This window comes from Pantoea sp. X-Soil-OKNW-556 (assembly GCF_059730695.1).
This window is the reverse complement of record NZ_AP035990.1, coordinates 89650-109941: the sequence shown is the minus strand read 5'-3', so window position 1 is coordinate 109941 and position 20292 is coordinate 89650. Positions and strand designations below refer to the sequence as shown.

Here is a 20292-nt window from a genome sequence, read left to right as displayed (position 1 = left end):
AATAATAAACGTGAGTAATGTCGAACCAAGGATTATCTCCCATGAACGTCAGCAGAAGAAAATTCTTCAAAATCTGCGCGGGCGGTATGGCGGGGACCACGGCAGCCCTTCTCGGTTTTACCCCCGAGGTGGCGCTGGCGGAAACGCGACAGTACAAGCTGTTGCGCGCCCGCGAAACCCGTAATACCTGCACCTACTGCTCCGTCGGCTGTGGCCTGTTAATGTACAGCCTCGGCGATGGCGCAAAAAACGCTAAAGAAACTATCTTCCACATTGAGGGCGATCCGGATCATCCGGTCAGCCGCGGGGCGTTGTGCCCGAAAGGCGCAGGTCTGCTGGATTTTGTTCACAGCGACAGTCGCCTGCACTACCCGGAATATCGCGCGCCAGGTTCGGATAAATGGCAGCGCATCAGCTGGGACGATGCTTTTGACCGTATCGCGAAGTTGATGAAAGCCGACCGTGATGCCCACTTTATGGCGCAAAACGCCGCCGGTGTCACCGTCAACCGCTGGCTGACCACGGGCATGCTGTGTGCCTCGGCTTCCAGCAATGAAACCGGCTATCTCACCCAGAAAATGACCCGATCGCTCGGTATGCTGGCGGTCGACAACCAGGCACGCGTCTGACACGGACCAACGGTAGCAAGTCTTGCTCCAACATTTGGTCGCGGTGCGATGACCAATCACTGGGTCGACATCCGTAATGCCAACCTGATTGTGGTAATGGGCGGTAATGCGGCTGAAGCGCATCCGGTCGGTTTCCGCTGGGCGATGGAAGCCAAAATCTTCAACAAAGCCAAACTGATTGTCATCGATCCGCGCTTTACGCGCACCGCATCGGTGGCAGATTTCTATACGCCAATTCGCTCCGGCTCCGACATCGCTTTTCTGTCGGGCGTGCTGCGCTGGCTGATGGAAAACGACAAAATTCAGCATGAATATGTGCAGGCGTACACCAACGCCAACCTGATTGTGCGCGAAGATTTTCATTTCGAGGATGGCCTGTTCAGCGGCTATGACGCTGACAACCGTAAATACGACAAAACCAGCTGGAACTACGAGTTGGGCGAGGACGGCTTCGCCAAACGCGACGACAGCCTGAGCCATCCGCGCTGCGTGTGGAACCTGCTGAAGCAGCATGTCAGCCGCTATACGCCGGAGATGGTCGAACGCATTTGCGGCACGCCAAAAGCGGATTTCCTGCACGTCTGCGAACTGATCGGCGAAACCAGCGCGCGCGATCGCACCACCTCGTTCCTGTATGCCCTTGGCTGGACCCAGCACTCCATCGGGGCACAGAACATCCGCACCATGGCGATGATTCAGCTACTGCTTGGCAACATGGGGATGGCAGGTGGCGGCGTTAATGCGCTGCGCGGCCACTCCAATATTCAGGGGCTGACCGATCTTGGCCTGCTGTCACAAAGCCTGCCGGGCTATATGACGCTGCCGTCGGAGAAGCAGACCGATCTGCAAACCTATCTCAACGCCAACACGCCAAAACCGGCGCTGCCCGGCCAGGTCAACTACTGGGGCAACTACCCGAAATTCTTCGTAAGCATGATGAAAGCTTTCTTTGGCGACAAAGCGCAGGCGGAGAATAGCTGGGGCTTTGACTGGCTGCCGAAGTGGGACAAAGGCTACGACGTGTTGCAGTACTTCGAGATGATGTCGCAGGGCAAAGTGAACGGCTACCTGTGCCAGGGCTTCAACCCGGTGGCGTCGTTCCCCAACAAACGCAAAGTGATTGATTCGCTGTCGAAGCTGAAATTCCTCGTCACTATCGACCCGCTCAACACCGAAACCTCGACCTTCTGGCAGCATCACGGCGAGTTTAACGATGTTGATCCGGCACAGATTCAGACCGAGGTATTCCGCCTGCCCTCCACCTGTTTTGCCGAGGAGAATGGCTCAATCGTCAATTCCGGTCGCTGGTTGCAGTGGCACTGGAAAGGTCAGGATGGACCGGGTGAAGCGCGCAACGACGGTGAAATCCTCGCGGGCATCTACCTGCGGCTGCGCGAGATGTATGCGCGCGAAGGCGGTGCCGCGCCGGAACCGGTGCTGAACATGACCTGGAACTACCTGACGCCAGAAAACCCGGCGTCGGAAGAGGTGGCAATGGAGAGCAACGGCAAGGCGCTGGCGGATATCATGGATGACAAAGGCACCCTGCTGGTGAAAAAAGGCCAGCAGCTCAGTACCTTTGCGCATCTTAAAGATGACGGCAGCACCAGCAGCGGCTGCTGGATCTTTGCCGGGAGCTGGACGCCGGAAGGCAACCAGATGGCGCGACGCGATAACGCCGACCCATCCGGTCTTGGCAACACGCTGAACTGGAGCTGGGCGTGGCCGCTCAACCGCCGCATCCTTTACAACCGCGCCTCCGCCGACCCACAAGGCAACCCGTGGGATGCCAAACGTCAGTTGCTGAAATGGGATGGCAGCAAGTGGGCCGGGATGGATATCCCGGACTACAGCACCGCCGCCCCGGGCAGCAACGTCGGGCCGTTTATCATGCAGCCCGATGGCATGGGCCGCCTGTTCGCGCTCGACAAAATGGCGGAAGGCCCGTTCCCGGAACACTATGAACCGTTTGAGACGCCGATTGGCACCAACCCACTGCACCCCAATGTGGTGTCAAATCCGGCGGCACGCGTGTTCAAGGACGATCTGGCGGCGATGGGCAACGCCGGACAGTTCCCGTACGTCGGCACCACCTATCGCCTCACCGAGCATTTCCACTTCTGGACCAAACACGCGCGGCTCAACGCCATCGCGCAACCGGAGCAGTTTGTTGAGATCGGTGAAGTACTGGCGAACAAGCTCGGCATCGCCCAGGGCGACACGGTGAAAGTCAGCTCGAATCGCGGCTATATCAAGGCCAAAGCGGTGGTCACCAAACGTCTGCGTCCGTTGCAGGTAGATGGCAAAACCGTGGATACCATCGGTATCCCGATTCACTGGGGTTATCAGGGCGTGGCGAAAAAAGGCTTTATCGCCAATACCCTGACGCCGTTTGTCGGTGACGCCAACACACAAACGCCGGAGTTTAAGGCGTTTCTGGTTAACGTCGAGAAGGTGTAAGGAGAACGAAGATGGCTTATCAATCGCAAGACATTATCCGCCGCTCCGCCACCAACGGCGTGACGCCGCCACCGCAGGCGCGCAACCATCAGCAGGAGGTGGCGAAGTTAATCGACGTCACCACCTGTATCGGTTGCAAAGCCTGTCAGGTCGCCTGTTCGGAATGGAACGACATCCGCGACGAGATCGGTCATAACGTCGGGGTGTATGACAACCCGGCGGATTTGACCGCCAAGTCCTGGACGGTGATGCGTTTTTCTGAGGTTGAAGAGAACGGCAAGCTGGAGTGGTTGATCCGCAAAGATGGCTGCATGCACTGCGCCGATCCTGGCTGTCTGAAGGCCTGTCCTTCAGAAGGGGCGATCATTCAGTACGCCAACGGTATTGTTGATTTTCAGTCTGAGCAATGTATCGGCTGCGGTTACTGCATCGCCGGTTGTCCGTTCGACGTGCCGCGCCTCAATAAAGAGGACAACCGCGTGTATAAATGCACGCTGTGCGTCGATCGTGTCACCGTCGGTCAGGAACCGGCCTGCGTGAAAACCTGCCCGACCGGGGCAATTCATTTTGGCAGCAAAGTGGATATGCAGACCCTGGCCGGAGAACGGGTGGAGGAGCTGAAAACACGCGGCTACGCCCATGCCGGGCTGTACGACCCGGCAGGCGTTGGCGGTACGCATGTGATGTATGTGCTGCACCACGCCAACAAACCGCAGCTTTACCACGGCCTGCCGGAAAACCCGAGCATCAGCTCCGCCGTCACCTTCTGGAAAGGCATCTGGAAACCGCTGGCGGCGGTGGGTTTTGCTGCCACCTTTGCGGCGGCGGTGTTCCACTACGTCGGCGTCGGGCCGAACCGGGTAGATGAGGACGAGGAGGAAAAATGATGAAAAAGCGCGATCGCCTGGTACGCTACAGCGCGCCGGAACGCATCAATCACTGGATTGTGGCGTTGTGCTTTGTCTTCGCTGCGCTCAGCGGTTTAGGTTTCTTTTTTCCGTCGTTTAACTGGCTGATGCATGTTTTGGGTACGCCGCAGCTGGCGCGTATTCTGCATCCTTTTGTTGGCGTGGTGATGTTTGCTGCCTTTTTAATCATGTTCTTACGTTACTGGCGGCAGAATTTGATTAACCGTGAGGACATCATATGGGCGAAAAACATCCACAAAATCGTGCGCAATGAGGAGGTCGGTGATACCGGCAAATACAACTTCGGGCAGAAGTGTGTGTTCTGGGCTGCTATCATCAGCTTAGTCATGCTGCTGGTGAGTGGAATTGTGATTTGGCGGCCATACTTCGCCGGTGCCTTCTCCATTCCGCTAATTCGCGCCGCACTGGTGGTGCATTCGGTCTCAGCCGTGGCGCTGATTATCGTGATTATGGTGCATATCTACGCTGCCTTGTGGGTTAAGGGCACCATTACCGCGATGGTTGAAGGTTGGGTCCCTGCCGCGTGGGCGAAGAAACATCACCCACGCTGGTATCGCGAGCAGCGCCAACGCCAAACACAACAGGAAAAACGCCCCTGATGAGTATTCGCATTATCCCGCAGGACCAGCTGGAGAAAAGCGATAAGAAAACGGCGGATAACATTCCGCCGTTACTTTTCCCCCGGCTGAAAAACTTGTATAGCCGACGGGCCGCCCGTTTGCGCGAGCTGGCAGCGAAAAATCCGCTCGGTGATTATCTGCGCTTTGCCGCCGTGATCGCCCAGGCACAGGAAATCGTGCTGTATGACCATCCTCTCCAGCTCGATTTGCGTGCCCGCCTGGCGCAAAGTGCCGAACAGGGCATCCCGCCGCTGGATATTCACACTTACCCGCGCGATCCCCACTGGCAACGGCTACTGCATTCGCTGATCGCCGAACTGAAGCCAGAGATGAGCGGTCAGGCGCTGGCGGTGCTGGAGAATCTGGAGAAAGCCTCGGCGACTGAACTGGAGACGCTGGCGACTGCACTGCTCGAAGGTAACTTCGCCCAGGTCAGCAACGATAAATCACCGTTTATCTGGGCGGCATTATCGATCTACTGGGCGCAGATGGCGGCATTAATTCCGGGTAAAGCCCGTGCTGAATATGGCGAGCATCGTCAGTTCTGTCCGGTGTGCGCCAGCGTGCCGGTCGCCAGCGTGGTACATATGGATGTCGGTCAGCAGGGATTGCGTTATCTGCATTGCAATCTGTGCGAAAGTGAATGGTATGTGGTACGCAGCAAATGTTCTAATTGCGAGCAGACGCGTGACCTGCATTACTGGTCGCTGGACAGCGAGATGGCGGCGATAAAAGCCGAAAGCTGTGGCGATTGCGGCACCTACCTGAAGATGCTGTACCAGGAGAAAGATCCGGCGGTGGAGCCAGTGGCAGACGACCTGGCTTCACTGGTGCTGGATGCGCGGATGGAGCAGGAAGGGTTTTCCCGTAGTAGCCTGAACCCGTTTTTGTTTCCAGGCGAAGGGTAATTCTGCGTTTTACATATTTCTGCGCATCGTAGCGGCGCGATTTATCGCGCAATATCGTGAACCGTGCCCGAAAAAAACCGCGCGATTAATCGCGCTACACCACGGAGGCGTTCGATGAAACTGATTGGCAGCTACACCAGCCCTTTTGTGCGTAAAATTTCAGTGATCATGCTGGAAAAGGGCATCGTCTTCGAGTTTGTTAACGAATCACCGTGGAACGCTGACAGCCATGTGCCGCATTACAATCCGCTGGGTAAAGTTCCGGCGCTGGTTGATGACAACAAGCTCACCTGGTTTGACTCGGCGATCATCGCCGAAGCCATCGAGCTACGAGGTGAAGCACCTCAGCTTTTGCCTGATGACCGCTGGCGCGCGTTGCAAATCCGCCAACTGGAAAAACTGGCCGACGGCATCAGCGATGCAGCCCTGCTGATTGTACGCGAACAAATGCGCCCCGGAGATCAGCAATCCGAAGAGGTTTTGTTGCGTAACCGGGAAAAAATCCTGCGCGGTCTGGATGCACTGGAAATCGCTGCCGCTCAGGGCGATCTGCTCAACAGCGACACCCTCAATCTGGCGGATATCGCCACCGGTTGCATGATTGGCTACATTAATTTCCGCCGCGTGGTGCCGAACTGGTGCGTCAATCGTCCGGCACTGATCAAACTGGCAGAGAAGCTATTTAAGCGGGAGAGCTTTGCCCGCACTGTCCCGGCCTCCAGTTAAAAGTTCTGCTTAATGAAAAATCTGTTTAGTCAGCTGCCTGCCATTGATAGCCTGCTGCGCGACCCCGCGTTGCAGCCATTAATTGATGATGCAGGCACCGCCTTTGCCACCCGACAGCTCCGCGCGATGCAGCAAGAAGCACGCGAGTATATCCAGCAACATCAGGGACTTCCCGCCTGGCACGCTAACTGGCCGGATGAAGCGCTGCGCCGCAGTGAGCAACAACGCCAAAGCGCGTTGCGCCCGGTGTTTAATCTGACCGGCACGGTGCTGCACACCAATTTAGGCCGCGCCTGTTTAAGCGATGCGGCAATCGCGGCTGTCACCGCCAGTCTGCGCCAGCCGGTGACGCTGGAATATGCGCTGGATGATGCCGCGCGCGGTCATCGCGATCGCGCGGTTGCCGCCCTGCTGTGCGAACTGACCGGCGCGGAAGACGCCTGTATCGTCAACAACAACGCGGCGGCGGTTTTACTGATGCTGGCGACCCTGGCACCAGGGCGTGAAGTGGTGGTTTCCCGTGGTGAGCTGGTGGAGATTGGCGGTGCGTTCCGTATTCCTGACGTGATGCGCCAGGCCGGATGCCAGCTGGTGGAGGTCGGCACCACCAATCGCACCCATTTAAAAGATTATCGCGCCGCTATCACCGACGATAGCGGCTTGTTGATGAAAGTTCACACCAGCAACTATCAGATTCAGGGCTTCACACATGCGGTGTCCGAGGCTGAACTGGTGGCGCTGGGAGAAGAACACCAGTTGCCGGTCATCACCGATCTCGGCAGCGGTTCGCTCATCGACATGACCGCATACGGTCTGCCCGCTGAACCCATGCCGCAACAGTTGATAGCGGCGGGCGTCAGCCTGGTCAGCTTTTCCGGCGACAAACTGCTGGGTGGCCCGCAGGCGGGGATCATCATCGGCAAAAAAGCGTTGATCGCCCGACTGCAACAACATCCACTGAAACGTGCGCTGCGCGTCGATAAAATGACGCTGGCGGCGCTGGAAGCGACACTGCAACTCTATCGTCACCCGGAGAATCTTGCGGTTGCGCTACCCACGCTGCACCTGCTGACGCGTCCCGCAGCGGAAATCCGGCAACTGGCGGAACGCCTGCTGCCTGCTCTGGAGAATGCGTTTGGTGAGGATTTTTCGCTGACAATCGCCCCTTGTTCGTCACAAATCGGCAGCGGATCGCTACCGGTAGAACGTCTCCCCAGCGTTGCTATTACCTTCAGCCCACGCGACGGTCAGGGCGGCACGCTACACGCCCTGGCACAACGTTGGCGCGCCCTGCCGCAGCCGGTCATTGGCCGCCTCCAGGAAGGCAAGCTGTGGCTCGATTTGCGCTGCCTGACAGATGAAACCGCCTTTCTGCGGAATCTGCTGCCATGATCATCGCCACCGCCGGACATGTTGATCATGGCAAAACCGCGCTGCTACAGGCGCTGACCGGCATCAATGCTGACCGTCTGCCAGAAGAACAACGACGAGGCATGACCATCGACCTCGGATATGCTTACTGGCCGCAACCCGATGGCCGGGTGATCGGTTTTATTGATGTGCCAGGCCATGAGAAGTTTCTCGCCAATATGCTGGCGGGCATCGGAGGCATCCACCATGCGTTGCTGGTGGTGGCCTGTGACGATGGCGTGATGCCGCAAACGCGTGAACATTTGCAGCTACTGAGCCTCGCCGGGCAACCGCCACTTAGCGTGGCGTTGACCAAAGCGGATCGGGTCGACGGCGCACGCATTGACGAAGTGCAGCAGCAGGTCGCGCAGCTCACGCAACAGCTGGGATGGCCTGATGCCGCGCAATTTGTTACCAGCAGCACCACGTTGCAAGGTATTGATGCCCTGCGCCAGCATCTGATTGGGCTGACGGAACCCCCGTTTACTCCCCGCTACCGTTTTCGCCTCGCCATCGATCGTGCTTTTACCCTCAAGGGCACCGGGCTGGTGGTGACGGGTACGGCGCTGGCCGGAGAAGTCCACATCGGCGATACCCTGTGGCTGACCGGCGTCAACCAACCAGTGCGCGTGCGCGCCCTGCATGCGCAGAACCAGGCCGTGAGTCACGCGCAGACCGGGCAACGTATCGCCTTAAATATTGTTGGCGAGGTGGAAAAAGCGCAAATCACCCGAGGTGACTGGTTGCTGAGTCAGCAGCAGGACCAGGGCACCACGCGACTCACGGTGGCGCTTAACCTGCTGCAACCCCAGAAAAATGCGTCTCAACCGGTACACGTCCATCACGCCGCCAGCCATATCACTGGCCGTTTAACCTTACTCAGCGAGCAGCTGGGAGAACTGGTTCTCAGCACCCCACTGTGGCTGGCGGATAATGATCATCTGATCATTCGCGACAGCAACGCGCAGCACACGCTGGCGGGTGGACGGGTGATTCTGCTGAACAGCAAAAAACGCGGTAAACGCCAGCCCGATTACCTGACCTGGCTTGAGCAGCTGGCGCTGTCTGATGATGATGAAACCAACCTGCGCGCCCATCTCAGGCATCAACCGGCTGACGACAGTGAACTGGCATGGGCGCGACAGCTGACCCCGACCGCGATGGATGCTCTGCTCGCCCGTATTGCCCCGGTGCGTTTACATCATGCGTTGATGGACCCGGCCCTGGCCAGCCGCTGGCAGCAGCAATTGTGCGACGCGCTGGCGCATTTTCACCAGCAGCACCAGGAACAACCGGGTATTGGTCACGATCGCCTGCGGCGCATTGCGCTGCCACAGGCCCCGGCCGGGCTGGTGCTGGCGTTAATCGAGCAGATGCTGGCGCAAGGGGTGATTCAGCAACGCCACGGCTGGTTGCACCTCCCCAACTTCGAACCGCGCTTTAACCCGCAGGAAGAGATGTTATGGCAGCAGGCTGGGCCGCTGTTTGGCGACCAGCCACTTTGGGTGCGGGATATTTCCTCCGCACTCCGGCAGGATGAACTGACGGTTCGCGCCCTGCTGCTGACTGCGGCACGGCTCGGTCATATCACGGCGATCGTGCGTGATCGCTACTACCGCAGCGACCAGATCCAGATCTTCGCCGATCTGATTCGCCAACGCGCTGCGCTGGGTGGCAGCACCACCGCCGCCGATTTCCGCAACCAGCTTGGCACCGGGCGTAAAGTGGCGGTGCAGATTCTGGAATTCTTTGACCGCAGCGGTTTTACCCGCCGTCGCGGCAATGAGCACCTGCTGCGCGATGCGCGGTTGTTTAACGCCTGTTCCTCCGAACACGCAATTTCGTAGCGGCGCGATTTATCGCGCAATTAATGCCCAGAAAAAAATCGCGCGATAAATCGCGCCGCTACGGAAAAACAAAAGGGACGATTTCTCGTCCCTTTCAGCTACTGCCTGGTGCGCGTTACTGCAACAGCGAAATATCCGCCACTTGCAGGAACAGCTCGCGCAGTTGGGCCAGCAGCGTCAGACGGTTAATACGTACCGCCTGGTCATCCGCGTTGACCATCACTTTGTCGAAGAAGTTATCCACCGATTCACGCAGTTGCGCCAGTTCAATCAACGCATCCTGATAGCGGCCTTCTGCGAAGTACGGTTGCAGTTTGCTGCTCAGGGCCGTCACGAAGGTTGCCAGTTGGATCTCTTCGTTCTCTTTCAGCAACGAAGCCTGCACGCTGTCGTTCAGGGTTTCGGTCGATTTCGCCAGAATGTTGGAAACACGCTTGTTGGCTGCTGCCAGCGTGGTTGCCGCTTCCAGCGTACGGAAGTGCGAAACCGCCTTCATGCGGGCATCGAAATCTGCCGGACGGGTTGGACGACGTGCCAGCACCGCCTGAATGGTGTCCACGCTGTGGCCTTCTTCCTGATACCAGGTACGGAAACGACCCAGCATAAAGTCGATCACATCATCCACAACCTTCACATTGCTCAGCTTGCTGCCGTACAGACGCACGGCTTCCTCGGTGAGGGTTTGCAGATCGAGCGGCAGGTTCTTCTCCACGATAATACGCAGCACGCCCAGCGCAGCACGGCGCAGCGCGAACGGATCTTTATCGCCTTTCGGGTGCTGACCAATCCCGAAGATGCCCGCCAGGGTATCCATTTTGTCGGCAATCGCTACGGCACAGGCAACCGGGTTGGACGGCAGTGCATCACCGGCAAAGCGCGGTTGATACTGTTCATTCAGCGCCACCGCCACATCTTCCGCTTCGCCATCATGACGCGCGTAATGCATCCCCATCACACCCTGGGTGTCGGTGAACTCGAACACCATGTTGGTCATCAGGTCGCATTTGGACAGCAGGCCAGCACGGGTCGCGTGATTCACATCAGCACCGATTTGCGCAGCAATCCAGCCAGCCAGCGCCTGAATACGGTCGGTTTTATCACGCAGCGTACCCAGCTCTTTCTGGAACAGCACGGTTTCCAGACGCGGCAGATGATCTTCCAGGCGCTTTTTGCGGTCAGTATTGAAGAAGAACTCGGCATCGGCCAGACGCGGGCGCACCACCTTCTCGTTACCGGAGATAATCTGCTGCGGATCGCTGGATTCAATGTTGGCAACGAAGATGAAGTTCGGCAGCAATTTGCCGTCGTTGGCGTAAACCGGGAAGTATTTCTGGTCACCTTTCATGGTGTACACCAGTGCTTCTGCCGGTACCGCGAGGAATTTCTCTTCGAACGTGGCAGTCAGTACCACCGGCCACTCCACCAGCGAAGTCACTTCTTCCAGCAGGCTGTCGCTCAGGTCAGCATTGCCGCCCAGCTTCAGCGCCGCTTGCTCGGCATCGGCTTTGATCTGTGCTTTACGGGCCGCGTAATCCGCCACTACCTTGCCGCGTTCCAGCAGCAGTTGCGGGTACTGATCGGCATGGTCGAGGGTAATTTCTGGCTCGCCCATAAAACGGTGACCACGGATCACACGATCGGACTGAATTCCGAGAATGGTAGCCGGGATCAGCTCATCACCCAGCAACAGTGTAACGGTGTGCACCGGACGCACAAACTGCACGTCACTGGCACCCCAGCGCATCAGTTTCGGGATCGGCAGCTTACTGAGCGCGGTCGCGATCATCGCAGGCAGCAGCGTCTGGGCGCTTTCGCCCTGCACCTGCGCACGATATACCAGCCATTCGCCTTTATCGGTGCTCAGACGCTCGGCCTGATCAACGGTGATGCCGTTACCACGCGCCCAGCCTTCAGCGGCTTTGGTGGCATTGCCATCAGCATCAAACGCAGCAGCGATAGCCGGGCCACGTTTTTCAACTTCGCGATCCGGCTGTGCAGCCGCCAGGCTTGCCACTTTTAGCGCCAGACGACGCGGAGCAGCGAACCAGCTCACCTCACCATGCGCCAGTCCGGCGGCATCCAGTTCAGCGGTAACGTGCGCAGCAAAGGCTTCCGCCAGGCTGCGTAGCGCTTTCGGAGGCAACTCTTCGGTGCCAATTTCCACCAGGAAAGTTTTATCGGTCATGGCTGCCTCTTACTTGTTGTTATTGCACATCGGGAAGCCCAGCGCCTCACGGGAGGCGTAGTAGGCTTCTGCCACGGCTTTGGTCAGGGTGCGAATGCGCAGAATGTAGCGCTGACGCTCGGTGACCGAGATCGCCTTACGCGCGTCCAGCAGGTTAAAGCTGTGCGCGGCTTTCAGGATGCGCTCATACGCCGGCAACGGCAGTGGTTTTTCCAGCGCCAGCAGGTGCTGCGCTTCTTTCTCGTACTGCTCGAAGCAGGTGAAGAGGAAGTCCACATCAGCGTATTCGAAGTTGTAAGTTGACTGCTCCACTTCGTTCTGGTGGAACACATCACCGTAGGTGGTTTTGCCCAGCGCGCCGTCACTCCAGGTGAGATCGTAAACGCTGTCCACGCCCTGGATATACATCGCCAGACGCTCCAGACCGTAGGTGATCTCGCCGGTCACCGGCTTACACTCCAGACCGCCGACCTGCTGGAAGTAGGTGAACTGCGTCACTTCCATGCCGTTGAGCCACACTTCCCAGCCAAGACCCCAGGCACCCAGCGTCGGGTTTTCCCAGTTGTCTTCCACGAAGCGAATGTCGTGTACGGTCGGATCGATACCCAGCTCTTTCAGCGACCCAAGGTACAGCTCCTGAATGTTGTCCGGTGAAGGTTTGATGATCACCTGGAACTGGTAGTAGTGCTGTAAACGGTTCGGGTTTTCACCGTAGCGTCCATCGGTCGGACGACGTGACGGCTGCACATAAGCAGCAGCAATGGGCTCTGGCCCTAATGCGCGCAGGCAAGTCATCGGGTGAGAGGTGCCAGCGCCCACTTCCATGTCCAGCGGTTGGACGATGGTGCAGCCCTGACGCGCCCAGTAATCCTGCAAGGTCAGGATCAGGCCCTGAAAGGTCTTGGTATCAAACTTTTGCATGTTGAATTCGCACGCGATACGGGTGGATTAAAAAAGAGTGCGACAGTATACCCTTTGGTCGCGCAATGTGCAGCCGGAAATCCTGACGGTGGCATCGCGGGTAAAAACCGTTAAAACGCAACAATAAGAAAATCGTATACGATTATAGACACACCATTACATCCCGCCCAAAAACCAATTTTAATGATTTAAAATCATAAAGATAAATACATACCACATCTGCACCACTTCGTGACGCGCATCACCTTTTTTACCTCATGGTCAAAAATCGCACATTGACACTTGTATAATCGTATACGAAATTGCGGTGAAACGAATTTGATGAGAATTTGACCATGAAAACCGCGATTGCCTATCCCGGCATGAATGCCAACGACCGCCCGATGGGACCAGCACCGCTCTCTGCCGCCGTATTGCATGAGCCGATGCTGTTTATCTCCGGCCAGGTCGCGATTGATCCCTATAGCGGCCAGATCATCGGTAACGATATCGCCAGCCAGACCCGTCAGGTGTTGAAGAATGTTGGCGACCTGTTAAGCGCCGCACAGATGACTTTCGACAACGTGGTGCGCGTGACCATTTTTCTCACCGACCTCAGCACCTTTGCCGCCATGAACGAGGCGTACAGCGAATTTTTCTCGTTCCCGTTCCCGGCGCGCGCCACCGTCGGCATTCAGCTCAACCATCCTGACCTGCTGGTCGAGATGGAAGTCACCGCGATGCGTTAAGGAGCGGCGATGCATATCCATATTGAAAACGATGCCAACGGCCCGGATGCACTGCAACTCCCCGTTGAACTGCTGCGTCAGCGGCTGGAGACACACCCGCAACTGCGGAGCCACTTCACGCTGACCGAAAACAGCGACGCCACGCACAGCGCCACCTTCCTCGCGAATGCCGACATTCTGTGGGCCGGGCGCAAGCTGGCGCTCGACCAGTTCGCAGCCCCTCGCCTCAGTTGGGTACAGGTGATGTCAGCGGGTGTCGAGCAGTGGCTGCCTCATTTGCCACAAGGCGTGACGCTGACCAACGCCTCGGGGGTACATGGTGACAAAGGCGCGGAATTTATTTTGATGGCGGCGCTGATGTTTAACTTCGGCATCCCTGGATTTCTTCAGGATCAGGCCCAGCGGTTATGGCGTCCGAGCTTCGGTGGCTGTGCGCGGGGCAAAACCGTGCTGCTGCTGGGTGTGGGCGGCATCGGCTCCGCAGCGGCCCGGTTGCTGACGGCACAGGGTTATCGCGTGGTTGGCGTCACGCGCAGCGGCGAATGTAGCGCTCCGGTGGAGCGCTGCATCAGCATCGATGCCATCGATGAAGTGCTGCCGCAGGTGGATGTGTTGGTATCAACGCTGCCACTGACGGCGCAAACCCGCCGGTTATTGGATCGTCGCCGTCTCGACCTGCTGCCGAAGCGGGCGGGGATTGTGATTGTTGGTCGCGCCGATGTGTTTGATTACAACGCGATGCGCGAGAAGTTAAACGCGGGCGAACTGGCAGGCGCGGTACTGGATGTCTATCCGCAGGAACCGCTCCCCACTGACGACCCGCTGTGGCACACCCCCGGTGTGGTGATGACGCCGCACTGTAGCCTCGACGATCACGCCGCTTACCTTGAGGGTTGCCTTGAGGTGTTTATCGATAACCTGGTGCGCTTCCGCAGTGGTCGGGCGTTGCGTAATCAGGTGGATGTCGCTCGCGGATATTAAAGGACGCGTGATAAATCACGCCGCTACAAAACATGGGGAATTTTACGCATAGCGGCGCGATTTATCGCGCGAATTTAAAACAGCACCAAAAAGTTCATAAATCAGAAGGTCATCGCTTAACCATTCACCATGCACCAGGGGAACCTTATTATGAAATTTGCACGCCTCGCTTTGTTATCTGGCCTGACCGGCACTTTGCTGGCTGGCCTGTCCAGCGCCCATGCGGCCACTGATCCGATCAAACCCACCGCCAGCGACTTCGCCGCCATGGCGCAGTGCAAAACGCTGCAAACCAAATATCCGTCACTAAAAGGCAAAGATCTGGTGGTTGGCCTTGGTGGCTACACCAAAGGGTTTGAAGCGCCGTCAGAGAAAGATCCCAGCATCATTGAAGGTCTTGATCCTTCGCTGTTCGAACGTATCAGCAGCTGCCTCGGCGCAAAACACAGCTATCAGAACGGTTCGTTCAACGTGCTGCTGACCTCCATCGCCAGTGGCCGTGCTGATATCGGCCCGATGCTGTACGTCACCGATGAACGCCTGAAGCAGATCGCCTTCGTTGCGTCGGTACAGGTGCAGGATGGTTCCGTGGTCGCCAAAGGTAACCCGAAGAAAATCAACAGCGTTGATGATCTGTGTGGCAAAACCGTCGCCGCTGCCGCTGGCACCTATGAAGCCAACAAACTGGTGCCAGAGCAGAGCGCCAAATGCACCGCCGCCGGGAAACCGGAAGTCAGCATGCTGATGGTGCAGAACACCGACAACAGCATCCAGGCAGTGAAAAGCGGTCGTGCCGATGTTTACCTGACCGAAGCCGGCTCAGCCCGTGCCATCGCCAAAGCTGATGGCACGCTGGACAGCGCCTTCACCGTGGATCTGCCGATTATGGTGGGCTTCCCGATTGCCAAAGATAACGCCACGCTGCGCAGCGCGGTGCTGGATGCCATGAAGGTGATTCAGGAAAGCGGCGCACAGAAAAAACTGCTCGATTACTGGGGCCAGGGCAGCAGCGCCGAACGCCCGGTGGTTGCACGCGGTTAATTACGTTCCTGAAAGCCTGCCGGAGATAGTGTGGTGGATGATTTCTTAAAATATTTAACCCTGCCTTATCTCTGGCAGGGCGCCGTGATCGCAGTTGAACTGCTGGTCGGCGCGTTAGCGGGCGGCATTGTGATTGGTTTTTTCCTGGCACTGGCCAGCACCTCTAAGTATCTGTTTATTCGCTTACCGGTAAAGATTTATATCTATACCCTGCGCGGCACCCCGGTGCTGCTGCAACTGATCCTGCTGTACAACGTGCTGCCGGAATTTGGCTTGCGCTTCAGTCCGTTCACCAGCGCGCTGCTGGCATTGATGATTAACGAAACCGCCTTCTGCGCCGAAATCATTCGTGGCGGCATTATGGCAACCGATCGCGACCAAAGCATGGCGGCGCAGGCGTTTGGTTACTCGCGCACCAAAGAGATGATCCATGTGGTGATCCCGCAGGCATTGCGCGCCATCCTGCCGACGATGGGCAACGAAACCGTTGGCCTGCTGAAATCCACCTCGCTGGCCTCGGTGGTGGGCGTCAATGAACTGACCATGCGCGGCCAGGCGATTGTGTCGCAAAACTTCCTGTTTATCCCGGTGCTGGTCGCTTCCGGAGGTATCTATCTGATCCTCTCCACGCTGCTGGCTGGTGGTCAGTGGTGGATGGAGAAATTCTATAACCTCGACGAACGCGCCCGTCGCGCCCGCGCCCGACTGGCATCGCTGCCGCAGGACGCCGACATCACGCCGATGCACCTGCCGAAACGCCGTTGGGATACGCAAACCGCCGCGCCGGTACTGGAAATCGATAATCTGTGCGTCGAATACGCCGGGAAAACCGTTCTGAACGACCTGTCGCTCACCGTGCGTCGTGGTGAAGTGGTGGTACTGCTGGGCCGTTCTGGTTCCGGTAAAAGTACGCTGCTGAAATCGATTCTGGCGCTGACGCCGCGCCTGAAGGGCACCATTCAGACCGAAGGGCATTTTATGGGCACCGATGCCAACGGTAAGCCGCTGGGGCAGCGTCACCTGCCCGTTAACCGCGCCAAATCAGGCATCGGCATTGTGTTTCAGCACTTCGCCTTGTTCGATCACCTCACCGCGTTGGAAAACGTGATGAGCATTTTGCTGCGCGTCCAGGGTGCGCAGCCGGAAGTGGCACGCGCCAAAGCAATGCGCGCACTGAAAATGGTCGGCCTTGGTGATTTTGCGGCTTCGCTACCGCATGAATTGTCCGGCGGGCAGAAGCAACGTGTCGGCATTGCCCGCGCCCTCGCCGCCGAACCACAAATCTTGCTGTTTGATGAACCGACCTCGGCGCTCGATCCCGAACTGGTGCGAGAAGTGAACCAGACCATGCGCAGCCTGGCGCAAACCGGTATCACCATGATCATCAGCACCCACGATATTGCTTTTGCCGCTGGCGTCGCTGATCGCGTGGTGTTTCTGCAAAACGGCGCGCTGATTGAAGAAGGGCCACCAGCGATCCTGAAAAACCCGACCACGCCAGCCTTTGCCACTTTCCTTGAACACGAAAACGCCACGGAGGCGCAGCATGCTAACGCCTGAATTACCGTTTGAACGCGCGGCGCGCGAGCGCCTCGGCGAACCGTTGTTTCGCTATATGCAGGGGCTACCGGCGGATGCCTTTGGCGACGAAAATGATGCCAACCATCTGGCGTTGCGCCGTTTTCGCCTGCTGCCGCGCGTGTTGCAGGGCAACGAAAGCATCGACACGCACATCACCCTGATGAACCAGACATGGGCTGCCCCCATTGGGGTTGGAGCCTTTGCCGGGGACCGTATTTTCCATGAAGAAGGTTTGCTGCCGATTGCCCGCGCCTGCAAACGTCTGCAACTGCCGCTGGTGATCTCCGAAGAGACGGTGACGCCGCTGGCGCAGATTGGTGCGGAGTATGACCGCTGCTGGCTGCAACTGCGCGCAGCAGGTGAGGTCGCGCGGATCAAAGCGTTGATTGACCAAGCGGCAGAAAGCCACTTTAAAGCAATCGTGCTGACGGTGCTGGCACCGGTCCATCCGGTCGCTGGCCTACAACCGGGTGGGTTCTCGGTCGGCGATGCATTGAAACAACGCGGCTGGCACACCATCGGCGGCACGCAACCCGGAGTGGAACCCCTGCCGGCGTTTCCGGTATGGCGTTGGCAACAGATTGATGAAGTGGCAACGCACTGCGCCGATCGCGGTCTGCCGCTGCTGCTGAAAGGCGTGTTGCATCATGATGATGCCGCCCCGGCAGCGGCGCACGGCGTGAGTGGCCTGATCGCCTCCAACATCGGCCTGCGCCAGAGCGCGCGCTGGGTGACACCGGTCGATCAGTTACCCGATTTGCAGGCGGTGACGCGCCTGCCACTGCTGCTGGATGGCGGTATCCGCAGCGGCAGCGATGCCGTGGTCGCACGCTGCCTCGGTGCAACCTTATCACTGAGCGTGCGCCCGGTTATCACCGCGCTGGTCACTGGCGGAGAGACAGCGGTGTTTGACCTGCTTTCCGGCTGGATCAACGCCATCAGCGCCATCAGCCACTGGTGCGGGGTCAGCGACATGGGCGCGCTCAACGGCAGTTTTGTCACGGAGGCGCGTGACTGATGCATCACTTAATTTTCAATCAGGGCGATGCCAGCGAATCACGGATTTATTACTGCGCCCACTATCTGGCAGAAAGTCTCGGCCTGTATGCCGCGCAGCGGCTGAAAGTCTCCTTCACCACCAGCGAATCCGGTGGACATACCATTCAGGGCGGCCAGGTGCCTGCGGTGCTGAGTCGTGAGGCTGATTTAACCCTCGGCGGCCCGATGGTGGTGATGAAGCATTACCAGCAGCACGGTGCCGAGTTGCAGTGCTTCTGCGCCTCGGTCGCCGCCAACCCGTGGTTTCTCGCGGCGGCCCGACCCCAGCCCGATTTTCAACTGCGCGATTTACGTGGCAAGCGGGTGCTGGATGTGGGTAACGTCGGCACCGCCAGCCTGACCTTTCGCTGGCTGCTGGCCCAACATGGCCTGCTGGAGGATGTCAGCATCCTGCCCGGCAGCGGCAATGCCGAAGATGACTTTGCGACCGTGGCAACGGGCGAGGTGGATTACGCGTTGCACGCCATGCATGCGCTCGCGCCTGCCATCACCCGTGGACAACTGGCGAGCGTGATCAGCCTGGCGGGCCTGTGCGGCAGGGTGCCGTGGAGCGCCTATATCGCCCGCAGCGATGTACTGCACGAGAAAGCAGAAGCCTTTGCCGCCTTTGCTACGGCAACACAGCAGGCGCTGGCGTGGATCGCGCAGCATGACGCCACTCGCCTCGCTGAGCGGGTGAAACCCTGGTATCCCGATTATCGGTTTGCTGCGCTGGTCAGCGGGCTGGCGGCCTATCAGCAAGCACAGGTGTTTGCGCCGGATAGCCGCATCCCGCGCGCCGAATTTGACCACTTCAGCCAGTTACTCGGTGCTATCGGCTGGCTCGATCCTTCTCAGCCCGTACCTTATGACGCGCTGGTGACCCAGGCAGGAGCAGAATCATGAAACAGTTAATTATCAACGGCCTGGTCGTGACAGAAAGCGGTGCCGCACCGGCAGACCTGTTAATCGAAGCGGGAAAAATCAGTGGCATTCTGACGCCAGGTGCTTACGACGGCACGGTGGATAACCTGATTGATGCCAGCGGTCTGATCGTGCTGCCGGGAGCGATTGACGTACACACCCACTTCACTGGCTCGCATGATTTCCCCGAACAGGAGCTGCGCGAAGGCACACGCGGCGCGGCGGCGCATGGCGTGACCACTATCGTCGAAATGCCCCACTCGTTACCGCCCGCCACGTCGCTCGCCAGCTTTACCGCCAAACGCAGTTGGCTGGCTGAGAATTGCTCGGTGGATTACGCCATGTGGGCCGGGCTGGATGGTCGCAACGTCCACGAACTGGCCGCGCTGGATCAGGCGGGCGCACTGGCATTCAAAGCCTTTCTCTGTAGCGGCGCGCCGAATGGTGATGCCACGGATGCGAAAGGGTTACCGCGCCTTGACGATGACGGCCTGCTGCGCGCCATGCGTGAACTGGCGACCTTCGACGGTTTGATCGGCGTGCATGCCGAGAACCACGACATTCTGATTGGCGCAGGTAGCGAACTACGCCGCGCCGGGCGTAAAGATATCCGCGCCCATGCGCTGGCCGGGCCAGAAATTGCCGAGATTGAAGCGGTAGGACGCGTGCTGGCGATTGCCGCAGAAACCGGCGCGCGCTGCCATATCGTCCATGTCAGCTCGGCACGCGCCGCCGAAACCATCATCGCCGCCAAAGAGACCGTGCGCGCCAGCTTCGAAACCTGCCCGCACTACCTGATTCTTGATGAGGAAGATCTGGTGCGCATCGGTCCCAATGCCCGCTGCGGCCCGCCGATTCGTCCACGTCCGGTCGTCGATGCGCTGTGGCAGGTGCTGCTGCGGGGCGATATCGACATGATCGCTTCCGACCATTGCCCCTACACGCCGGAGCAGAAGCTGGCCGGTGAATTCAGCATCTGGGATGCCGGTATGGGCCTGACCGGGGTGGAAACCCTCAGCCCGATGTTCTTCAGCGCGGCGCATATCGACCGTGGCCTGCCGCTGACCGAATTTGCCCGCATGACCGCCAGCGGTCCGGCCAAAGCCTTCCGACTGTGGGGCAAAAAAGGGGCCATCGCGCCGGGCTTTGATGCCGATCTGGTGTTTTACGACGCCAGCCAGAGCTGGACGGTGAGCGGGGAAAATTTCCAGGGGCTGGGCAAATGGAGCGCATTTGAAGGCATGCGCTGTCAGGGTAAAGTGGTGCGCACGCTCATTCGTGGCGTCACCGTTTACCAGGATTCCCAGATACAGGTTGAACCTGGCTTTGGTCAGTTCGTGACCCGTCAGGCATAAACAGGATGA

At 58.4% G+C, this 20292-nt stretch carries 16 protein-coding genes; 14 read left to right on the top strand and 2 right to left on the bottom strand.

Annotated features, from left to right (window positions below):
- Positions 1-41 precede the first annotated feature (41 nt).
- The 7 genes from fdnG (at position 42) to selB (ending at position 9529) form a co-directional block, all read left to right on the top strand.
- Entirely contained in the window at positions 42-3089 is a 3048-nt protein-coding gene (gene fdnG / locus AC6I8T_RS00505) for a formate dehydrogenase-N subunit alpha (protein WP_208724503.1), read from the top strand.
- 11 nt (positions 3090-3100) lie between these two features.
- The gene (fdxH, locus tag AC6I8T_RS00500; RefSeq protein WP_021183716.1) at positions 3101-3976 is read left to right on the top strand and encodes a formate dehydrogenase subunit beta; all 876 of its coding nucleotides are present in this window, start codon (positions 3101-3103) and stop codon (positions 3974-3976) included.
- On the top strand, positions 3976-4617 hold the full coding sequence (gene fdoI, locus AC6I8T_RS00495; protein WP_036625907.1) for a formate dehydrogenase cytochrome b556 subunit: 642 nt from the start codon (positions 3976-3978) through the stop codon (positions 4615-4617). Before fdxH ends, fdoI begins: the two co-directional genes overlap by 1 nt.
- Positions 4617-5546: a formate dehydrogenase accessory protein FdhE gene (gene fdhE / locus AC6I8T_RS00490; protein ID WP_021183714.1), complete on the top strand. Its 930-nt coding sequence runs from the start codon at positions 4617-4619 to the stop codon at positions 5544-5546. Before fdoI ends, fdhE begins: the two co-directional genes overlap by 1 nt.
- Before the next feature lie 114 nt (positions 5547-5660).
- Positions 5661-6272: a glutathione S-transferase gene (locus AC6I8T_RS00485; RefSeq protein ID WP_021183713.1), complete on the top strand. Its 612-nt coding sequence runs from the start codon at positions 5661-5663 to the stop codon at positions 6270-6272.
- A 12-nt stretch (positions 6273-6284) separates the two neighbouring features.
- Positions 6285-7664, top strand: a complete 1380-nt coding sequence (selA, locus tag AC6I8T_RS00480; RefSeq protein ID WP_208724501.1) for an L-seryl-tRNA(Sec) selenium transferase — start codon at positions 6285-6287, stop codon at positions 7662-7664.
- Complete coding sequence (gene selB, locus AC6I8T_RS00475; protein WP_497833418.1) at positions 7661-9529, top strand: selenocysteine-specific translation elongation factor; 1869 nt, start codon at positions 7661-7663, stop codon at positions 9527-9529. The genes selA and selB overlap by 4 nt, the downstream gene beginning before the upstream one ends.
- A gap of 115 nt (positions 9530-9644) precedes the next feature.
- On the opposite strand, the gene glyS is transcribed toward selB, so the two are convergent.
- Positions 9645-11714, bottom strand: a complete 2070-nt coding sequence (gene glyS / locus AC6I8T_RS00470) for a glycine--tRNA ligase subunit beta (protein WP_208724499.1) — start codon at positions 11712-11714, stop codon at positions 9645-9647.
- A 9-nt stretch (positions 11715-11723) separates the two neighbouring features.
- Entirely contained in the window at positions 11724-12635 is a 912-nt protein-coding gene (gene glyQ / locus AC6I8T_RS00465) for a glycine--tRNA ligase subunit alpha (RefSeq protein ID WP_021183708.1), read from the bottom strand.
- Between the two features lie 335 nt (positions 12636-12970).
- Here glyQ and AC6I8T_RS00460 point away from each other — a divergent pair, with 335 nt between their 5' ends.
- From AC6I8T_RS00460 to allB, 7 genes are all read left to right on the top strand, one after another.
- Complete coding sequence (locus AC6I8T_RS00460) at positions 12971-13363, top strand: RidA family protein (RefSeq protein ID WP_021183707.1); 393 nt, start codon at positions 12971-12973, stop codon at positions 13361-13363.
- Between the two features lie 9 nt (positions 13364-13372).
- On the top strand, positions 13373-14344 hold the full coding sequence (locus tag AC6I8T_RS00455) for a D-2-hydroxyacid dehydrogenase (protein WP_208724498.1): 972 nt from the start codon (positions 13373-13375) through the stop codon (positions 14342-14344).
- Positions 14345-14494: 150 nt separating this feature from the next.
- Entirely contained in the window at positions 14495-15385 is an 891-nt protein-coding gene (locus AC6I8T_RS00450; protein ID WP_208724497.1) for a transporter substrate-binding domain-containing protein, read from the top strand.
- A gap of 33 nt (positions 15386-15418) precedes the next feature.
- The gene (locus AC6I8T_RS00445) at positions 15419-16945 is read left to right on the top strand and encodes an amino acid ABC transporter permease/ATP-binding protein (protein WP_497833417.1); all 1527 of its coding nucleotides are present in this window, start codon (positions 15419-15421) and stop codon (positions 16943-16945) included.
- Positions 16932-17984, top strand: coding sequence for an alpha-hydroxy acid oxidase (locus AC6I8T_RS00440; RefSeq protein WP_208724495.1), 1053 nt, complete (start codon positions 16932-16934; stop codon positions 17982-17984). The genes AC6I8T_RS00445 and AC6I8T_RS00440 overlap by 14 nt, the downstream gene beginning before the upstream one ends.
- On the top strand, positions 17984-18910 hold the full coding sequence (locus AC6I8T_RS00435; protein WP_208724494.1) for an ABC transporter substrate-binding protein: 927 nt from the start codon (positions 17984-17986) through the stop codon (positions 18908-18910). The genes AC6I8T_RS00440 and AC6I8T_RS00435 overlap by 1 nt, the downstream gene beginning before the upstream one ends.
- Positions 18907-20283: an allantoinase AllB gene (gene allB, locus AC6I8T_RS00430; protein ID WP_021183701.1), complete on the top strand. Its 1377-nt coding sequence runs from the start codon at positions 18907-18909 to the stop codon at positions 20281-20283. Before AC6I8T_RS00435 ends, allB begins: the two co-directional genes overlap by 4 nt.
- Positions 20284-20292 lie beyond the last annotated feature (9 nt).